General features: G+C 59.5%; 16 protein-coding genes. 5 read left to right on the top strand and 11 right to left on the bottom strand.

Annotated features, from left to right (window positions below):
• The first annotated feature begins 1 nt into the window (after position 1).
• The 4 genes from ACY8FN_RS10925 (at position 2) to ACY8FN_RS10910 (ending at position 6,350) form a co-directional block, all read left to right on the top strand.
• Positions 2-2,458, top strand: a complete 2,457-nt coding sequence (locus tag ACY8FN_RS10925) for a formate C-acetyltransferase/glycerol dehydratase family glycyl radical enzyme (RefSeq protein ID WP_463100026.1) — start codon at positions 2-4, stop codon at positions 2,456-2,458.
• 94 nt (positions 2,459-2,552) lie between these two features.
• A complete protein-coding gene (locus ACY8FN_RS10920; protein WP_463100025.1) occupies positions 2,553-3,299 on the top strand; it encodes a DeoR family transcriptional regulator in 747 nt (248 codons plus the stop codon).
• A 176-nt stretch (positions 3,300-3,475) separates the two neighbouring features.
• A complete protein-coding gene (locus tag ACY8FN_RS10915) occupies positions 3,476-4,369 on the top strand; it encodes an EamA family transporter (RefSeq protein WP_463100024.1) in 894 nt (297 codons plus the stop codon).
• Positions 4,370-4,499: 130 nt separating this feature from the next.
• The gene (locus ACY8FN_RS10910) at positions 4,500-6,350 is read left to right on the top strand and encodes an extracellular solute-binding protein (RefSeq protein WP_463101157.1); all 1,851 of its coding nucleotides are present in this window, start codon (positions 4,500-4,502) and stop codon (positions 6,348-6,350) included.
• A gap of 95 nt (positions 6,351-6,445) precedes the next feature.
• On the opposite strand, the gene ACY8FN_RS10905 is transcribed toward ACY8FN_RS10910, so the two are convergent.
• From ACY8FN_RS10905 to ACY8FN_RS10855, 11 genes are read right to left on the bottom strand one after another with little or no spacing between them, the layout of a single operon-like run.
• Complete coding sequence (locus ACY8FN_RS10905) at positions 6,446-6,838, bottom strand: DUF2750 domain-containing protein (protein ID WP_042021294.1); 393 nt, start codon at positions 6,836-6,838, stop codon at positions 6,446-6,448.
• Positions 6,828-7,805 (bottom strand): LysR family transcriptional regulator, encoded by a 978-nt coding sequence (locus ACY8FN_RS10900; RefSeq protein WP_463100023.1) that lies wholly within the window; start codon positions 7,803-7,805, stop codon positions 6,828-6,830. The genes ACY8FN_RS10905 and ACY8FN_RS10900 overlap by 11 nt, the downstream gene beginning before the upstream one ends.
• 13 nt (positions 7,806-7,818) lie before the next feature.
• Complete coding sequence (locus tag ACY8FN_RS10895) at positions 7,819-8,595, bottom strand: hypothetical protein (protein WP_463100022.1); 777 nt, start codon at positions 8,593-8,595, stop codon at positions 7,819-7,821.
• Positions 8,592-9,470, bottom strand: a complete 879-nt coding sequence (locus ACY8FN_RS10890; RefSeq protein ID WP_101346665.1) for a metal ABC transporter permease — start codon at positions 9,468-9,470, stop codon at positions 8,592-8,594. Before ACY8FN_RS10890 ends, ACY8FN_RS10895 begins: the two co-directional genes overlap by 4 nt.
• Complete coding sequence (locus tag ACY8FN_RS10885; RefSeq protein ID WP_463100021.1) at positions 9,470-10,153, bottom strand: metal ABC transporter ATP-binding protein; 684 nt, start codon at positions 10,151-10,153, stop codon at positions 9,470-9,472. The genes ACY8FN_RS10890 and ACY8FN_RS10885 overlap by 1 nt, the downstream gene beginning before the upstream one ends.
• Positions 10,153-11,028, bottom strand: a complete 876-nt coding sequence (locus ACY8FN_RS10880) for a metal ABC transporter solute-binding protein, Zn/Mn family (protein WP_098969018.1) — start codon at positions 11,026-11,028, stop codon at positions 10,153-10,155. Before ACY8FN_RS10880 ends, ACY8FN_RS10885 begins: the two co-directional genes overlap by 1 nt.
• The gene (locus ACY8FN_RS10875; RefSeq protein ID WP_463100020.1) at positions 11,025-11,495 is read right to left on the bottom strand and encodes a hypothetical protein; all 471 of its coding nucleotides are present in this window, start codon (positions 11,493-11,495) and stop codon (positions 11,025-11,027) included. Before ACY8FN_RS10875 ends, ACY8FN_RS10880 begins: the two co-directional genes overlap by 4 nt.
• A complete protein-coding gene (locus ACY8FN_RS10870) occupies positions 11,479-11,787 on the bottom strand; it encodes a hypothetical protein (protein WP_098969016.1) in 309 nt (102 codons plus the stop codon). Before ACY8FN_RS10870 ends, ACY8FN_RS10875 begins: the two co-directional genes overlap by 17 nt.
• Positions 11,784-12,593 (bottom strand): DUF4198 domain-containing protein, encoded by an 810-nt coding sequence (locus tag ACY8FN_RS10865; RefSeq protein ID WP_463100019.1) that lies wholly within the window; start codon positions 12,591-12,593, stop codon positions 11,784-11,786. Before ACY8FN_RS10865 ends, ACY8FN_RS10870 begins: the two co-directional genes overlap by 4 nt.
• Positions 12,590-13,072, bottom strand: a complete 483-nt coding sequence (locus ACY8FN_RS10860) for a DUF2271 domain-containing protein (RefSeq protein ID WP_101318926.1) — start codon at positions 13,070-13,072, stop codon at positions 12,590-12,592. The genes ACY8FN_RS10865 and ACY8FN_RS10860 overlap by 4 nt, the downstream gene beginning before the upstream one ends.
• 12 nt (positions 13,073-13,084) lie before the next feature.
• Positions 13,085-13,708 carry a PepSY-associated TM helix domain-containing protein gene (locus tag ACY8FN_RS10855; protein WP_101318924.1) on the bottom strand — a complete coding sequence of 208 codons (624 nt, stop codon included), beginning with the start codon at positions 13,706-13,708 and terminating at the stop codon, positions 13,085-13,087.
• Positions 13,709-14,092: 384 nt separating this feature from the next.
• On the opposite strand from ACY8FN_RS10855, the gene ACY8FN_RS10850 reads away from it, so the two are divergent.
• Complete coding sequence (locus ACY8FN_RS10850) at positions 14,093-16,207, top strand: TonB-dependent receptor domain-containing protein (protein WP_463100018.1); 2,115 nt, start codon at positions 14,093-14,095, stop codon at positions 16,205-16,207.
• Positions 16,208-16,277: the final 70 nt, after the last annotated feature.

The following is a 16,277-nucleotide window of genomic DNA, read 5'->3' as shown; positions in this document are numbered from 1 at the left end:
CATGACCCAGCTCGACCTCAATACCCTCAGCCCGCGGATCCGCGCCCACAAAGAGAGCCTGATCCACATCGTTCAGCCACCGGTTTGCACCGAGCGTGCCCGCCACTACACGCAGGCCTATCAGGCTCACCTCGCCCGGCCACTGCCGGTGCGCCGCGCGCTGGCGCTGGCCCATCACCTCAAGGAGCGATCCATCTGGATCAAGCACGAGGAGCTAATCGTCGGCAATCAAGCCAGTCAGGTGCGGGCGGCACCGCTGTTTCCCGAATACACGGTGAGCTGGATTGAGAAGGAGATCGACGAGCTGGCAGACAGACCCGGCGCCGGTTTTGCTGTCAGCGAAACCGACAAGGAGATCATCCACGCCCTCACCCCCTTCTGGCGCGGCCAGACGGTGCAGGATCGCTGTTTCGGCCTCTTTACCGACGAGCAGAAAGCGCTGCTGGAGAGCGGCATCATCAAGGCCGAGGGCAACATGACCTCGGGGGATGCTCACCTCGCGGTCAACTATGAGGAGTTGCTCACACTGGGTCTCGATGGCTTCAAGGCCAAGGTGGCCGAGCGGCGCAGTCGGCTGGATCTGGCGGACTGGGCCGATCTGCAGCGCGAGCAGTTCCTGCACGCCGTCGCCATCACTCTGGATGCGGTCAGCGATCACATAGCGCGCTACGCCACTCTTGCCCACAAGATGGCCAGCGACATGGCCAGTGACATGGCCGCGCAAGAGCCACGCCCCGAGCGCCGCAGCGAGCTTGAGACCATAGCGCTCAACTGCGCCCACATCGCCCACCAGCCCCCCGAGACCTTCTGGCAAGCGCTGCAGCTCTGCTACTTTATCCAGCTCATCCTGCAGATCGAATCCAACGGCCACTCGGTGTCGTTTGGCCGGATGGATCAGTACCTATACCCCTGGTATCGCCGCGAGGTGGAGCTGTCAGAATCCCTGTCACGCCCCCGCGCCATCGAACTGCTGCAAGGGTGCTGGCTCAAGTTGCTGGAGGTGAACAAGATCCGCTCCGGCACCCACTCCAAGGCCTCAGCCGGCAGCCCGCTCTACCAGAACGTCACCATTGGCGGCCAGAACTGGCGGGATGGCAGTGCCCATGACGCGGTCAACGGCCTCTCCTACGCGATTCTGGAGTCCTGCGGCCAGCTGCGCTCCACCCAGCCCAACCTCTCGGTGCGCTACCACGCCGGGATGAGCGAGGATTTCCTCGACGCCTGCATTCAGGTGATCCGCTGCGGCTTTGGCATGCCCGCCTTCAACAACGACGAGGTGGTGATCCCCGAGTTCATCAAGCTCGGGGTGAGCGTGGAGGATGCCCACCACTACGCCGCCATCGGCTGCATCGAGACCGCGGTGCCCGGCAAGTGGGGCTACCGCTGCACCGGCATGAGCTTTATCAACTTCGCCCGCATCCTGCTGGCCTCTCTCGATGGCGGCCGCGATGCCACCACAGGCCAAGTATTCCTGCCCCAGCCCCAGTCGCTGCGAGACGGGAACTTTGGCAACTTTGACGAAGTGATGGCCCGCTGGGATGAGCAGGTACGCTACTTCACCCGCAAATCCATCGAGATCGACTGCGTGGTCGACAGCGTGCTGGAAGCGCAGGCCCACGACATCCTCTGCAGCACCCTGGTGGATGACTGCATCGAGCGCGGCAAGACCGTCAAGGAGGGGGGCGCCGTCTATGACTGGGTATCCGGTCTGCAGGTGGGGATTGCCAACCTCGGCAACAGTCTGGCGGCCCTGAAGAAACTGGTGTTCGAACAGGGTGTGGTGGATCAGGCTGAACTGGCTGCCGCGCTGGAGCAGGACTTTGCCGGGCTGGCAGGGGAGCAGTTGCGCCAGCGCCTCACCAACGCCGCCCCCAAATATGGCAACGATCTGGACGAGGTTGACCTGCTGCTGGTGCAGGCTTACCAGAGCTACATCGACGAGCTCAAGGGGCTGCACAACACCCGCTTCGGCCGCGGCCCCATCGGCGGTACCTACTATGCCGGCACCTCCTCCATCTCCGCCAACGTGCCGTTTGGTGCCGCCACTCTGGCCACCCCTGATGGTCGCCACGCCCGCACCCCGCTGGCGGAGGGGGCCAGCCCTTCTTCGGGTTCGGATCGCCTCGGCCCGACGGCGGTGTTCAACTCCATCGGCAAGCTGCCCACGGCCGCCATCCTCGGCGGGGTGCTGCTCAACCAGAAGCTGAGTCCGGCCAGCCTTGAGAACGAGCGGGACAAGGCCAAGCTGATGAGCCTGCTGCGCACCTTCTTCGAGGTGCACAAGGGATGGCACGTGCAGTACAACATCGTCTCGCGCGAAACCCTGCTGGCAGCCAAGGCCAATCCGGATCAGTACCGGGATCTGGTGGTACGGGTGGCGGGCTATTCAGCCTTCTTCACCGCCTTATCCCCGGATGCGCAAGATGATATCATCGCCCGCACCGAGCACAGTCTCTGACGGGGCGCTCCCCATGGCGCCTGTGACGTCATATGATTGGCAAGCCACCCTCGGGTGGCTTGCCGCTATCTACCACCTTGCATGCGAGCGCACCATGAATCCACGCCACCAACTGATCCTCACTCTGGTCCATCAGGCTCGCAAGATGAGCGTGAGTGAGCTCTCCCAACACACCGGCGTGTCAGAGGTGACGGTGCGCAACGACCTCACCGCACTGGAGAAACAGGGACTGCTCAGACGGGTACACGGCTCGGCCATGGCGCTGGAGACCGATGACCCGGATGCCCGGATGAACATCAACTACCTGCTCAAGGAGCGCCTCGCCGAGCGGGCCGCCCAACTGGTGGAAGATGGCGAGACGGTCTTTATCGAAGGGGGCAGCGCCAACGCCATGCTGGCGCGCCATCTGGCCCTGCACAAGCGGGTCACCATCATCACCATCAGCAGCTATATCGCCCACCTGCTCAAGGACACCCCGGCTCAGGTGGTGCTGCTCGGCGGGCTGTTCCAGCATCAGAGCGAAAGCGTAGTGGGGCCGCTGACCCGCCTCTGTATCGAGCAGGTGCACTTCTCCAAGGCCTTTATCGGGGTCGACGGTTTTCACCCCGAGGTGGGCTTTACCGGCCGCGACATGATGCGGGCCGACGTGGTCAACAGCGTGCTGGCCAAGGGGATAACCAATGTGGTGATCACCGACAGCAGCAAATTTGGCGCCATCCACCCGAGCCAACTTGGCGCGCCGGGCCAGATCACCGTGCTGGTCACCGATGATGCCCTGCCCGCCCACATGCGGGCTGCCATCGCGGCCCGCGGCATAGCCCTGCATTGCGTTACCGCCTGATCTGCCCTGATCTTGCCACCAGAACCCACCACCGGCCCCTCTACCAGGAACTCCCAAACGGGTCTTTAGCCTTGACACGCACCACCTGCCCAAGGGTATGCTCTCCCTCTTGCCGATCGCGCCGGGCTGTGTAAATCCACCCGAGCGCCGCACTGCTGATGACAGGGATTTCAACCATGCAAACCAAGGACAAGTGTCTGGCCGCTCTGGTCATCCTCTGCTGGGGGCTCAACTTCGTCGCCATCAAGTGGGGGCTGGAGGGCATTCCCCCTCTGCTGCTGGGGGCACTGCGCTTCGTCGGCGTGGTCTTTCCCGCCATCTTGCTGGTGCCCAAGCCCGCCATGCCCTGGCGCTGGCTGCTGGCCTACGGCGGCGCCATCAGCCTCGGCCAGTTCGCGTTTTTGTTCAGTGCCATGAAGTTCGGTATGCCAGCGGGCATGGCCTCGCTGGTGCTGCAATCCCAGGTGGTGTTCACCCTGCTGTTTGCCATGATCTGGCTCGGGGAGCGCTGGCAACCCCACCACTGGGTAGCGTTGCCCTTGGCGGGATTCGGCCTCTATCTCATCGCCACCCACGGCGAAGGCAACCTCACCCTGATCGGCTTCGTGCTGACCCTCTGTGCCGCAGCCTGCTGGGGCTTGGGCAACGTCATCAATCGCCAGATTGGTCTGCGCTACCACACCTCCCTGCCGAGCCTGATCGCCTGGGGTGGGCTGGTGCCCATACTGCCGTTTTTCGCCTTATCCTGGCTGTTCGAAGGGCCGGCGCTGATAGCCAGCAGCCTGCTCAACTTCAGCTGGCAGGGATTGCTGTGCGTGCTCTATCTCTCGTATGTCGCGACCTGGCTGGGTTACGGCCTGTGGGGACGGCTGCTGATGCGCTATCCGGTGGCACAAGTGGCACCGCTCTCCCTGCTGATCCCCTGTGTCGGCATGGTGGCGGCCGCCCTGCTACTCGATGAACACCCGACCCCCTTGCAGTGGCTGGGTTCAGGTCTGGTGCTGCTCGGCTTTGTGGTGCATCTGCTGGGTAGCCGACTGCGCTGGTTCAAACCACAGAGTGCGACCTGATGAGCGCCAGCCAATTTGCGCTATTTCATTGACCTGACAGGATAAAATTTTCATGATGAGCCAGTCCCCATCGGGACTGACATCACCAGTGCGTGAGCTGCAGGAAGCAGACTTTCAGGAGAGCAAGGACATGCCATCGACCATCACCGCCGGGGGGCGCAGCCTCCCTCCAATCATTCGCGCCACCGCCATCACCCTAACCCTGTGCTGGAGCCCGTTTGGCTGGAGTGCCACGCTGCCCGCCGACTTGAAGTGGGAGAGCAACAACCAGGATCCTCTCTATGCCGATCCGGCCGCCAAGGGCGGCGGCACCTTTCGCACCTTTATGACCAGCTTCCCCCTGACCTTGCGCAAATATGGCCCCGACTCCAACGGCGGCTTTGCCGGTTACGTGCGAGAAAGCAACCTGCCACTGCTGAGCACCCACCCCGTCACCGGCAACCCCATGCCGATGCTGGCGAACGAGTGGGCCTTCGGCGCCGACAACAAGACTCTCTATTTTCGCATCAATCCCAAGGCGCGCTGGTCAGACGGCCAACCGGTCACCGCCGATGACTGGCTCTTTACCCTCAAGATGATGCGCAGCAAGGAGATCAACGACCCCTGGTACAACAACTACTACAGCACCCAAATAACCGATATCACCAAGTTTGATGATCACACCCTGGCCATCACCAGCGGCACCGAAAAGAGCCGCCAGGATCTGCTCGAGTCACTGCCCATCAGCCCGGAGCCGAGCCACGCCATCAAGCTCACCGCCAACTGGGTCAAGGAGTACAACTGGAAGGTGTTGCCGGTCACCGGCCCCTATCAGCTCGATCAGGTGAAAAAGGGCAAGTCGGTTACCTTCAAGCGAATTGAAAACTGGTGGGGGGATGACGAGCGTTACTTCCAGCATCGCTTCAATCCCGCGCGGATCGAGATCAAGGTGCTCAGGGATCTGAACATCGCCTGGCAGCACTTCCTGCGCGGCGATCTCGACAGCTTCCCGCTGGTGATGCCCAACTGGTGGCACGACAAGACCAAAACCGCAGAGTTCGAAAAGGGTTATATCGAGCGTACCTGGTTCTACAACCAGACCCCGCAATCGCCGATGGGGCTCTATCTCAACACCGCCGATCCACTGCTGAGCAATCTCGATGTACGGCTCGGGATCCAGCATGCCCTCAACCTCGACAAGATGCTCACCACCCTGCTGCGGGGGGACTACCAGCGCCTCAACAGTTATGGCTCCGGCCAGGGGGAGTTTACCAACAGCGAGATAAAGGCCCGTCCGTTCGATCCCAAACTGGCACGGCAATACTTTGCCAAGGCCGGTTTCAACAAGGCAGGGCCACAGGGAATTTTGCAAAACGACAAGGGGCTGTCACTGACCCTCGCCATCACCTACACCACCGCAGAGCACGCCCAGCGGCTCACTTTGCTGCGGGAAGAGGCCAAGAAGGCGGGGCTCAATCTCGAACTCAATCTGATGGATGCCTCGGCCGGTTTCAAATCGATGCTGGAGAAAAAACACCAGAGTGCCTGGATGGCCTGGAGCGGCGGTCGCTATCCCGCTTATTGGGAGTTCTTCCACAAGGTCAACGCCAACAAGCCGCAAACCAACAACATCATGAACATCGATGACGACACCATCACGGCGCTGGTGGAGCAGTACGACAAGGAGTTTGATTTTGCCAAAAAGGCGACCCTGTCGCGGCAGATCCAGCAGCGGCTCTATGAGCTGGCCAGCTTCGTCCCCGCCTATCAGGTGCCCTACACCCGGGAAGGGGCCTGGCGCTGGCTCAAACTGCCCAAGGTGCCCGCAACCCCCAAGAGCGAGTTGCTCTACTGGCCCCTCGGTGGCGACAACAGCGGTTACAGCTATGGCGGCCTGTTGTGGATCGACCAACAGGTGAAAACTGAAACAAAAGCAGCCATCAAGAGCGGCCAGACCTTCCCTGCCGATCCCATTATTGACACCACCTATCGCCAGCCCTGATAGCGCCAGTTCACTCGGCAAAAGGCCTTAAAACAAAAGACCCCGCTAGCTAGCGGGGTCTTTGTTGGCAACCGGTGTTGCGAATGCAGCGGTGATCAGGCGCGCTTGGCCTGCTTCTCGGCAATGGCGTCAGCCACGTCGCCCGGCTCCAGTACGATGCCTTCCTGATCCGGGGTCGGGAACACGGCAACACACAGCTCGTCCTGCTCCATACCGTCAACCCAGCGCTCCAGCCACACCTTGAGGGTGATGGACTGCGGCTTGCACTCAGCCCACTCCCCTTCGGCCCACGCCTGGGCGTACTCAGGGTGCGGCCATACCGGGATGCAATCTTCATCGTCGGTGGTCAGCATCATGACGCCATGCTCGTCGGTCAGCACGAACAGCTCTTCATGCTCGACCAGCTTGCTGATGAAGTGCTCGTAACGGTAGTCAGCATTCAGTTGCAGCGCGGCATTGCGCTCGGTGTCACTCAGTTCATAGCTCATTGGCCAAGTCTCTCTCTCGATAAAGGGCGTCATGTTCACATCTTGTCGGCAGCTTGTCCAGCTTGCACCCACGCCAGGCTGGCGGGATCGCACTACGAATATGCGCGAGTAACGCACTCACTTTGCGCGGCTGCCGCCCATAAGGATAGAGCAATCCCATCTGCCAGGGCGCAGCCTGCCACCCGGGCAAGCAAGGCACCAGGCTGTCCGGATGAGCCTGGTTCAACGCCCGGACACGGATATCTGGCACAATTCCGATACCTCGTCCACGGCACATGGCGCTCATCCTCATGCCGACATCATCAAACAGCAAACGGGCAGAGGTTGGCTGGCACAGATACTCTCCTTGCTGCCGATGCCGTAGTAGCACCCCCTCGCTGACACACAGCTCCCCGCCGATCCAGTCATGGGTGATCAGATCTCCGGGATGCAGCAGCGGCGGTTGCTGGGCCAGATATGCGGGACTGGCATAGAGTGACGCAGGCAGTTGCACCAACGACTCATAACGCAGATCACTCTCGGGATCGGCGCCAAACCAGCACCAGATAGCACCCTGGCTGGCACCATTGACGGGCAGCTTATCCTCGGTCTTGAGGGTGATCCGCGCCCCCGGGTAGCGATCCAGAAATGATTCCAGCGCGGCCACAAACCATGGCTCGGCACAGACGGGATGACAGCGCACCTGCAGCTCCCCGCTCACCTCTTCCCGCAGATCTTCTATCACCTGCAATCCTTGCTGCGAGAGTCGCAACATTTGCCGGGCATAGGATTCAAATAGTCGACCGGCTTCGGTTAACTGCAGCCGATTGCTCTGCCGACGTAATAACGGCTGACCAACCCGCCGTTCCAGTTGGGCCAGGCGCCGACTCATGGTCGATTTCGGCATGCCAAGGGTATCGGCGGCAGCCGTCAGCCCACGGCTATCGACCACGGCACAAAATATTTTTATCTCGATCAGATCCAGCATTCAGCGACCTTGCTCAATCTGCTGATGGGGCAAGCTGGTGACTCAACGCCTGCTGGTTTTGCGCCAACCAGACCTCGATCGATTGCCCCCCCATCCGCAGCAAGGGATCCGGTTGCCACATCCGACGCGCCTCCCCCTTGGCGGGACGGCTGGTCAACACCAGATCTGCATCCTGTTCCGCCACCAGCGGCAAACCGAGCGCCAACGCCAGTGGCATCAAGCGCTCATCAGCCACCGCCAGACTGGCCACATTGTGTTCGAGCAACAGGTTATCGATGGCCATGGCACTGCCCTGCACCGCCCGCAGCAGTCGCTGGCGATTGCGTTCAATCTGCTCGCTCTGGGCTGGCCACACCCGCGCCAGATCCCGCGCGGCCACATTGCCCATCAGGGTCAGGTTGCCAAAATCGAGCCAGAAGTAATCGCCCTCCCCGTCCGGTCGCAGGGTCACTTTGGCGCCTGCTGGCGCCAACTCCTGGGCCACATCGATCGGTACAATGCGGATCTGACGCTGGCGCAACAGGGGATACATCGCCAGCTCGGGTTGCAACGACTCCATGGTCAGCAGGGCATCCGCCTGCCCCAGGGTGGCCACATCCACCTTGTTCAGCCAGCCGGGGATCCGGTTAAGGGGCAATCTGGCGGGTGGCAGGTAACGTGCCTCGATGCCGGTATCGGCCAACAGTGACAGGTTGATCCCGTGCAGCACGGGTACGGCACTGACCACAGTCGGCGCGGCCCAGAGCGGTAATGCCAACACGCTGAGCAGCAGAGGGATAAGAAACTTCATTCAATGGTTCTCCAGCGACGATAGCCGAGGGCAAGCACAAAAAAGAGCGAGGCAAACATCACGATGGCCGCCCCGGAAGGGAGTGGCAGGGCACCAGCCATCGGTATCAAAATGCCCAATAAACAGCTGAGGGTAGAAAACAGCACCGATAGCCAGAAAAACTGGGCACCACTGCGGCTCACCAGTCGGGCTGCGGTCGCGGGGATAAGCAGCAGCGCCCCCACCAGAATGGCGCCAATCACCTTGACCGAGGCAACCGTCATCAACGCAATCAGCAATACAAACAGATAGTCATAGAGACGCACCGACACCCCGCGACTGCGGGCCAGTTCAGGGGCCAGACTCGCCAGCAGGGCGGTATTGGTGCCTCGCAGCAACATCAACAGTGCCGGGATGGCAATGACCAGCAACACCAGCAGATCGAGATCCTTGACGGTCAGAATGGAGCCAAACAGCACGTTTTCCAGAATGTGTACGTTGACCCGTTTGGCCACATAGAGCAGCAAGGCCGCCCCCAGCGCGATGGCAAACGAGAGGAACACCCCCACCAACGCATCATAGGGGATCTGGGTGCGGCTCTTGACCCAGTGCAACAGCAAGGCAAACAGGGTGCAAAAACAAAACAGCGCCACCAGCGGCGCCGTGGCGGGTTCCCCCAGCAGGATCCCCAGCGCGACGCCAGTCAGGGCACCATGCCCGACCGCTTCGGAGAAAAACGCCAGTCGTTTGACCACCACCAGCGGGCCCAGTGCCCCGAGCAAAGGCCCCATCAACAAGGCCGCCACCAGGGCATTGGTCAGGAAGGCATACTGGAACATCTCGGGCAAATAGCCGCTTTCAAAGAGGGCGAAGACCCATTGACGCAAACCCTCCATCACGCGACCTCCTGCGGGGAGTGAGCAAATATCTCATCCGGCGTGCCGACCGCAACCAGACCACCATCGATGAGCCACACCCGATCGGCATAGCGCCTCACCCAGGCCATATCATGGTGAACCACCAGCATGGTGACCCCCTGTGCACGCAGTTGTAGCAGCAAGCGGTTAACCATCTCTTGTCCTTCTTGATCGAGCCCGGTCATGGGTTCATCCAGACACCAGAGTTGACTCTGCTGATCCAGCCCCTGCGCCAACAGCAACCGCTGGCGTTCCCCCCCAGAGAGTTGACCGAGACGCAAGTGCCCCTTGCCGCTGAGCCCGACGTGCGCCAACAGGCGCTCGATCCGGCTTTTTGCCGCAGTGCTCATCGGTAACCAGAGCGGACGACGAGAGAAGGTGGCGAGCAGAAATTCGTTGATGGTAATGGGTAGGGATGGCTCAAACTGGCTCTGCTGAGGCACGTAGGCCACCGGCCCCGGCGCCCCCGGCCACTCTCTGAATACCTCGCCGCTATGGGGTCTCAGACCGAGCACACTCTTGAGCAGAGAGGATTTGCCCGCCCCGTTGGGACCGACGATGGCATGCAGTTTTCCCGCCTCGAAGGTGCCATCGATCGGCTTGAGAATAGATACCCGATTGAGTGACAAGGCCAGCCCTTGCAAGATGATTGAGGGCCCCATCAGCTCGCCTGCGCCGCCAGTGACAGCGCCTTGACCAGGGTCTTGAGGTTGTGCTCCATCTCCCGGCTCACCAGGGCCGGGTCATAGTCACCAAAGGTCATGTGGGAGAAGTGGTAAATCCGGATCCCGGTGGCGTCCTGGATCAGTTCTACGTAGCGGTTATCCATATCGAGTTCGGTAAACAGCACCTGAATATTGGCCGCTTTGATCCGCGCTATGGTCTGTTGTAACTGGGTTGCATTCGGCTCAACCCCATGGGCAGGTTCAATGACGGTGTCGATGCCGATGCCAAACTCTTGCAGCAGGTAGCCGTAGGCATTATGGGTACTGGCAATACGCACACTGGCCAGATCCAGCGCCAGCAACTCGGCCCGGTAACGATTCTTGATGGCACGCAAACTGCGGGCATAGGTCAGGGCATTTTGCTGAAAGTAATCCCGATTTTCCGGGTCGAGCCGTCCCAATTCGCGGGCAATGGTATAGACCTGACGCACCGCCGCATCAATGGAGACAAAGGTATGGGGGTTGTAACTCCCTTTGCCGGTGGCGAGCAGCGGCAAATCGGCATTGGCATAAATGCGGGTCAGGTTGGGCAACGCCAGACCATCCAGGGCATGCACCGCAAACTCATCATGGCCGATACCATTGAGTACCAGCGCATCCATGGTGGCCAGTCGCTTGAGGTCGCTCGGTTGCAGCTCATAACTGTGGGGATTGAAGCCACTCTCGATAAGCGGAATGACCTTGGCCCGATCACCGACAATATGGTGCACATAACTGTAATAAGGGTGCAGGGTGATCCCCACGGTCAGCGGTTTGCTCCACACCGTAAGGCTGGTCAGCAGCAAGGTCAGGCTCAGAAAGAAACGCATCATGGTGTCATCGAAATCCAGTGGGTAGGTGTAGTGCAATCAGGGGTACCGGATACCCCCTCGCCAGCCATAAAAATGGCGTTGGCAGGCAGCGACAATAGCCAGCGCCCATCAGCATGGCCAAGGCGAGGCCCCAGCCAGCAGCCATTGGCCAGCTCCTGCCAGTCACCCTCGTGAAAAGGCGGGATCTGTGCTTGCGCCATGGCGGCCAGCGCAGGCCAGCGCCCGTCACTGGCCATAAAGCGGGCTTCATCAAGGGCGATGGTGAGCTCGGTGAGCTGCTGACGCGCGGACAGGGTCAGTTGCGGAGTCTGCACCACTGGCGTGGCAGGCTCCTGGCGCAGCCAGATCCCCACCACGCCACACAACAAGAGTGCGATGGTGAAGATCGCCACCCAACGGTTCTCGTTGCGACCATCGTCCGGCGCCACCCGCTCCCGGTAACCGGTCATGTCAGAGCAACTCGGCATAATCAAATTCAGCTGGATCTTCATGTCCGGCATCGAAGCGGATGTAAAACTCCCCTTTCGGCTCGGTGAAACGTGCTTGGGAATGACCATTGGCCTTGACGGTAGCCAGCACTTCATCGTCATAGCTATACATGACGACCTCGGCACCGGTCGCGAACGTGCCATCGCTATAGCCCACCTTGCAGACCAGCTCGGCACCCTCGCGACCACAATCCATCACCGGATAGTGGGCTTGAGCGGCCAGCGGCGTCAGTAACGTCAAAGCTATCGCCAACTTGCTAAGCAGGGTCATTGCGGCAGCACCTCGAAGGTCAGCAGGTAGTTGATCTCCACCTTGTCAGCCAGTGGCGAACGGCTGACCTGCTCAATGTTGGCAGACAGCAGGTGTGGGCCCCGCTGGGCAGGGGTGAATGTCACCACACCATCCTGATCGCTCACCACGTCCTGCTGCTGGCGCCCATCACGCCACTGAGTGCCATGCCCCACCACTTCCACCTTGCGCTCAGCCAGTGGCTGACCATCGAAAGTCAGGCGGAAACGGGCGGCCTCACCGACCACCACATCGCTGGGATGGGTCAATGGTTGCAGCTCGAGCCCCTGGCCGCTGCTTTTGAACACGGTATCGCTTGGCGTGTTGCGGGTGACATAGAAGGCGCTGATATTTTGCATGGCATAGGTGGTCACCCCCTGCGCCTTGGCTGGCACCTGAGCGGCCGCCTCCTGCTTGTTGGCCATGATCCGCCGTTCGGTATTGCGCTTGCCAATGGTGTAGGTGGTGACATAACGAGGCGGATTACGCAGCTCGACCTTGTAGGTGCCCACCTCGCTCAATGCCAGATCAAACACACTGCGGCGTTGCCCTTTGTAATAGGGCCCGATCCTGGCGGGGTTGCCTGCGGGATCATAGACAGTGACATTGTCCAGCCCTATCGGCTTGTCAAAACTGAATACCCCGTGGGATGCCGTGCCATCCACTGTCACCCAATGGGCGGAATCACTCGACACATTGAACTCACTTGGCAGCATCCAGACCGGATGCGCGGAAGCGGAGGTGGCAACCAGGGCCAGCAGACCCCAGCCAAAGGAACGGTTAATCATGATTTAACTCCGGTGTGGATGGTGATCGCGCCCAGTTCAGCGACGGGTTCGAGGTGGTAACTGGTTGTTTGTCCAAGTTCAATCGCCTGGCTGACCAAAGATCGGCTGCCATGCTCGCGAGCGGCTTCAATATGCAAGGTGTAACGCCCCGGCGGCAGGGCGTTGCCCTGCTGGTCACGGCCGTCCCACTGCAATTGGTAAACCCCGGGTTTACGGGTCGCTCCGGAGACACCATCCGGCTGGCCATTCTCATAACGGCCACTCTTGCGCCACCAGCGCCGCATATCCTTGAGCCAGTCCGCCTCTTTGCGCCAGACGGCGAGCGTGGCCACCGCCTGTTGCTGGGGATTTTCTACCCAGACAGCTACATAAGGGCGGTATTGACTACCTTCATGGCGCGGTAATTCCAGTGACAAGGTCACCTCAGCGGCAACTGGCACACTCACCAGCACGAGTGCCAGCGTGGTGGATTTGAACATCCAGGACTCCGTTTAGTAGTAGAGGATAATGAGGTAGAACATGCCCATCAGGGTCGTGCCCGCCAGACTGAGACCAAACAGGCCAATCCGACGCTTGCGTTGCGACAACACCAACCAGAAACCGCTCAAGGTAAACAGCAACATGACCAGCGCTGACAGGTCGATGAACCATCGCCATAGCTCGCCACTGTAACGCCCCATATGAAGATCGTTGAGCTGGGCCAGCCAACCCGCTGGCTGAGTCTCGATCCTCACTTCTGCCAGCGCGGGTTCAATTTCTACCAGGCTGTAGCCACCGGGGCGCTTGATGTCGAGGGTGAGCAGTTGCTCATCGGCATTCCACTCCATGACGGCTTCCCCACCCGCCAGCACATCTTGCTGGCGGAGCCAGTGCAGTAGCTGCGCACCCGCCAACAGAGGGTCCTGTTGCCATAACCCGGTTTCCACCCACTGGGCGGGCAATACCAATCGTTGATGTACCAAAGGGGAGGCTGCGGGTAACCACTGACGATTGTTCAGCGTCAATCCGGTCACAGTGAAAAAGAGCATGATCACCAGCATCAGCATGGAGCTGTATGTATGCAGAGGGCGAACCCAGCGAGGCACATGATAGGGACGGGCAGACTTGCTCGACATGGTAAAGAAAAGCTCCCGCAGGTAGTCATCATAAACCGCGGCAAACTATTGCAAATACAAATCATTGTCAATACCGTTTAATTAGTTGGATTGACAATAAAAGCTTTTGCCATGGCGGGGCTCTCTTCGCCCTTATCTGCAGATAAAGAGTAACTAACTGATTTCCCTTAAATTAACTGTCGATTAATTGGCTACATCCCAGACGAGAAGCAACGTCACCCCGCCAGTTCCATTTTTTGGAACGACAGGTTCCATAAACATGACTCTCTGCGCGACCCGAGTTTGCATAGAATGCTGCCGCCATAAGATGATAATGATTATCAGTAGCGAACAATAGCGGAGTTGGCTCGTCAGTCGCATTCCAATAACAACAGGAGAGTTCACATGCCCATACCTCAACCGTCCCGACTTGGTTACGCCATCGCGATGGCTCTGCTGCCTGCCGGCGCAGTCTCGGCCCAGGCAGTCAATGAAACCATGGTGATCACGGCATCCGGATTTGAGCAGAAGGTAACCGATGCGCCCGCCAGCATCACTGTTATCACTCGCGAAGATCTGGAACAAAAACGCGTGGCGAGCATTGCTGATGCACTCAGCGATGTGGAAGGTGTGGATGTGGGAGGCAGCGTCGGCAAGACGGGTGGCCTGAATATCAGCATGCGGGGTATGCCCAGCGACTACACCCTGATCCTGATCGATGGTCGTCGGCAAAACAACGTGGGGAACGTGACCCCCAACGGCTTCGGTGAAACCGCCAACAGCTTTATGCCACCAGTCGCGGCGATTGAGCGTATCGAAGTGATCCGTGGCCCCATGTCCACCCTCTATGGTTCAGATGCCATGGGTGGGGTCGTCAACATCATTACCCGCAAACCGGCCAAAGAGTGGATGGGCGCCCTTACCCTGGAAAATACCCAACAGCAGCACCGGGAATTTGGCAACAGTGCAGCGGTCAGTTTCTATACCAGCGGCGCCCTGATCGAAGACAAATTGGGGCTGACCCTGCGCGGCAGTGTGTTTGACCGTAGTGCCTCTGATATTCGCTATCAGGACGCCAATGGCCTGGAAAAAACACCGATCATGGGGGCAAACCCGGTAAAATCTGATATTCAGAATCTGGGTGGAAGAGTGACGTTCACCCCCACCAGCAATCAGGATATCTGGCTGGACATTGATCGCGGCAATCAAAAATATGACAACAGCGAGGGCCAGCTTGGCACCCTGGATACACCGACCAAGATCGGTGGTTACGAGAAACAGCAACGCTACAGCCGCGATCAATATGTGCTGGCCCACGATGGCCGTTTCAGTTTTGGTAACCTCTCCAGCAGCATTACCCGCAGTGAAACCGATACCGAAGGACGGACCCTGCCCAAAGGTGTTCCGGGGAAAACGGCAGGTGCTCCCCGTACCCTTGCGCTGGAAAACACCATAGTCGACAGCAAGCTGGTCACAGTGCTGGGTGACAATACCCTCTCGGTCGGCGGCCAGTGGTGGAAAGCAGAGATGATCGACGGGGTTGCTACAGCACCGTTCGAGCATAAGCAACTGGCACTGTTTGCTGAAGATGAGTGGCGCTTCCTGACTGATTGGGCACTCACTGTTGGTGCTCGTTATGATGACCACAGTGTGTTTGGTAGCCAGCTCAGTCCACGTGGTTATCTGGTGTGGAATGCCAGCAGCAACTGGACCTTCAAGGGGGGGGTCAGCCAGGGTTACAAGACCCCTCGCCTGGATCAACTGACCAGCGGCATCGTCGGATTCGGCCGCCAAGGGGCCCTGCCGCTCATCGGTACCCCCAGCCTGACACCCGAGACCACCACCAGTTCGGAGCTGGCAGCCTACTATCAGGCCGATAATGGCTTTAACGCCAACCTCACCCTGTTCCAGAATAACTTCAACGACAAGATTGCCAGCGGCACGCCGGTAGCTAACTGCCACTACAGCAAGGCGCCCAATCAGCCGGGCTGTGTCGATATAGGAACCAGCTGGAACGATATCAAAGAGTTTGGTCAGACAGTCAATATCGACGAGGCCATTACCCGAGGGGTCGAGGTAGGATCTTACATTCCGCTGGCAGAGTATTGGGATCTCAAAGCCAACTACACCTTCACCGATAGCGAGCAAAAATCGGGCTCGCAAGCGGGCCAGCAGCTGACCGATACCCCCAAACACATGGTCAACATGAAGCTGAACTGGCAGACCACTGCCCAGCTGAATACCTGGCTGCAGGGTGAGTATCGCAGCAAGCGTTGGCGCGGGGTCGGTGCCGAGCAAGAGGCGTTTGGTGATTACAACGCATTTACGCTGTTCCACCTGGGTGCGTCATACCGGATCAGCGAGAATGTCACCGTCAATGGCACCATCTACAACTTGCTGGATGAAGACTTCTTGCAGTACCACGCCTATAACGACGCTGGCAAAACCGAGTATGCCAACGAATACAACAATAATCAGGAAGGGCGCCGCTTCTGGATCTCGACCAATATCACCTTCTGATCCTCTGATCTGCACTTAACAAAGATGGCCCGTCACGGGCCATCTTTCTCGACGTTAGCGGACGTCATCA

It is taken from the genome of Aeromonas sp. 160P (assembly GCF_055193095.1).
Note: the sequence above shows the minus strand (reverse complement) of the source record. Positions and strands in the feature narration are given on the sequence as shown.

Coding starts and splice junctions, on each gene's coding strand:
- ACY8FN_RS10865 (WP_463100019.1), bottom strand. CDS start 12,593: ATGATTAACCGTTCCTTTGGCTGGGGTCTGCTGGCCCTGGTTGCCACC.
- ACY8FN_RS10870 (WP_098969016.1), bottom strand. CDS start 11,787: ATGACCCTGCTTAGCAAGTTGGCGATAGCTTTGACGTTACTGACGCCG.
- ACY8FN_RS10855 (WP_101318924.1), bottom strand. CDS start 13,708: ATGTCGAGCAAGTCTGCCCGTCCCTATCATGTGCCTCGCTGGGTTCGC.
- ACY8FN_RS10850 (WP_463100018.1), top strand. CDS start 14,093: ATGCCCATACCTCAACCGTCCCGACTTGGTTACGCCATCGCGATGGCT.
- ACY8FN_RS10895 (WP_463100022.1), bottom strand. CDS start 8,595: ATGAAGTTTCTTATCCCTCTGCTGCTCAGCGTGTTGGCATTACCGCTC.
- ACY8FN_RS10915 (WP_463100024.1), top strand. CDS start 3,476: ATGCAAACCAAGGACAAGTGTCTGGCCGCTCTGGTCATCCTCTGCTGG.
- ACY8FN_RS10890 (WP_101346665.1), bottom strand. CDS start 9,470: ATGGAGGGTTTGCGTCAATGGGTCTTCGCCCTCTTTGAAAGCGGCTAT.
- ACY8FN_RS10925 (WP_463100026.1), top strand. CDS start 2: ATGACCCAGCTCGACCTCAATACCCTCAGCCCGCGGATCCGCGCCCAC.
- ACY8FN_RS10875 (WP_463100020.1), bottom strand. CDS start 11,495: ATGCCGAGTTGCTCTGACATGACCGGTTACCGGGAGCGGGTGGCGCCG.
- ACY8FN_RS10885 (WP_463100021.1), bottom strand. CDS start 10,153: ATGGGGCCCTCAATCATCTTGCAAGGGCTGGCCTTGTCACTCAATCGG.
- ACY8FN_RS10900 (WP_463100023.1), bottom strand. CDS start 7,805: ATGCTGGATCTGATCGAGATAAAAATATTTTGTGCCGTGGTCGATAGC.
- ACY8FN_RS10905 (WP_042021294.1), bottom strand. CDS start 6,838: ATGAGCTATGAACTGAGTGACACCGAGCGCAATGCCGCGCTGCAACTG.
- ACY8FN_RS10880 (WP_098969018.1), bottom strand. CDS start 11,028: ATGATGCGTTTCTTTCTGAGCCTGACCTTGCTGCTGACCAGCCTTACG.
- ACY8FN_RS10920 (WP_463100025.1), top strand. CDS start 2,553: ATGAATCCACGCCACCAACTGATCCTCACTCTGGTCCATCAGGCTCGC.
- ACY8FN_RS10910 (WP_463101157.1), top strand. CDS start 4,500: ATGCCATCGACCATCACCGCCGGGGGGCGCAGCCTCCCTCCAATCATT.
- ACY8FN_RS10860 (WP_101318926.1), bottom strand. CDS start 13,072: ATGTTCAAATCCACCACGCTGGCACTCGTGCTGGTGAGTGTGCCAGTT.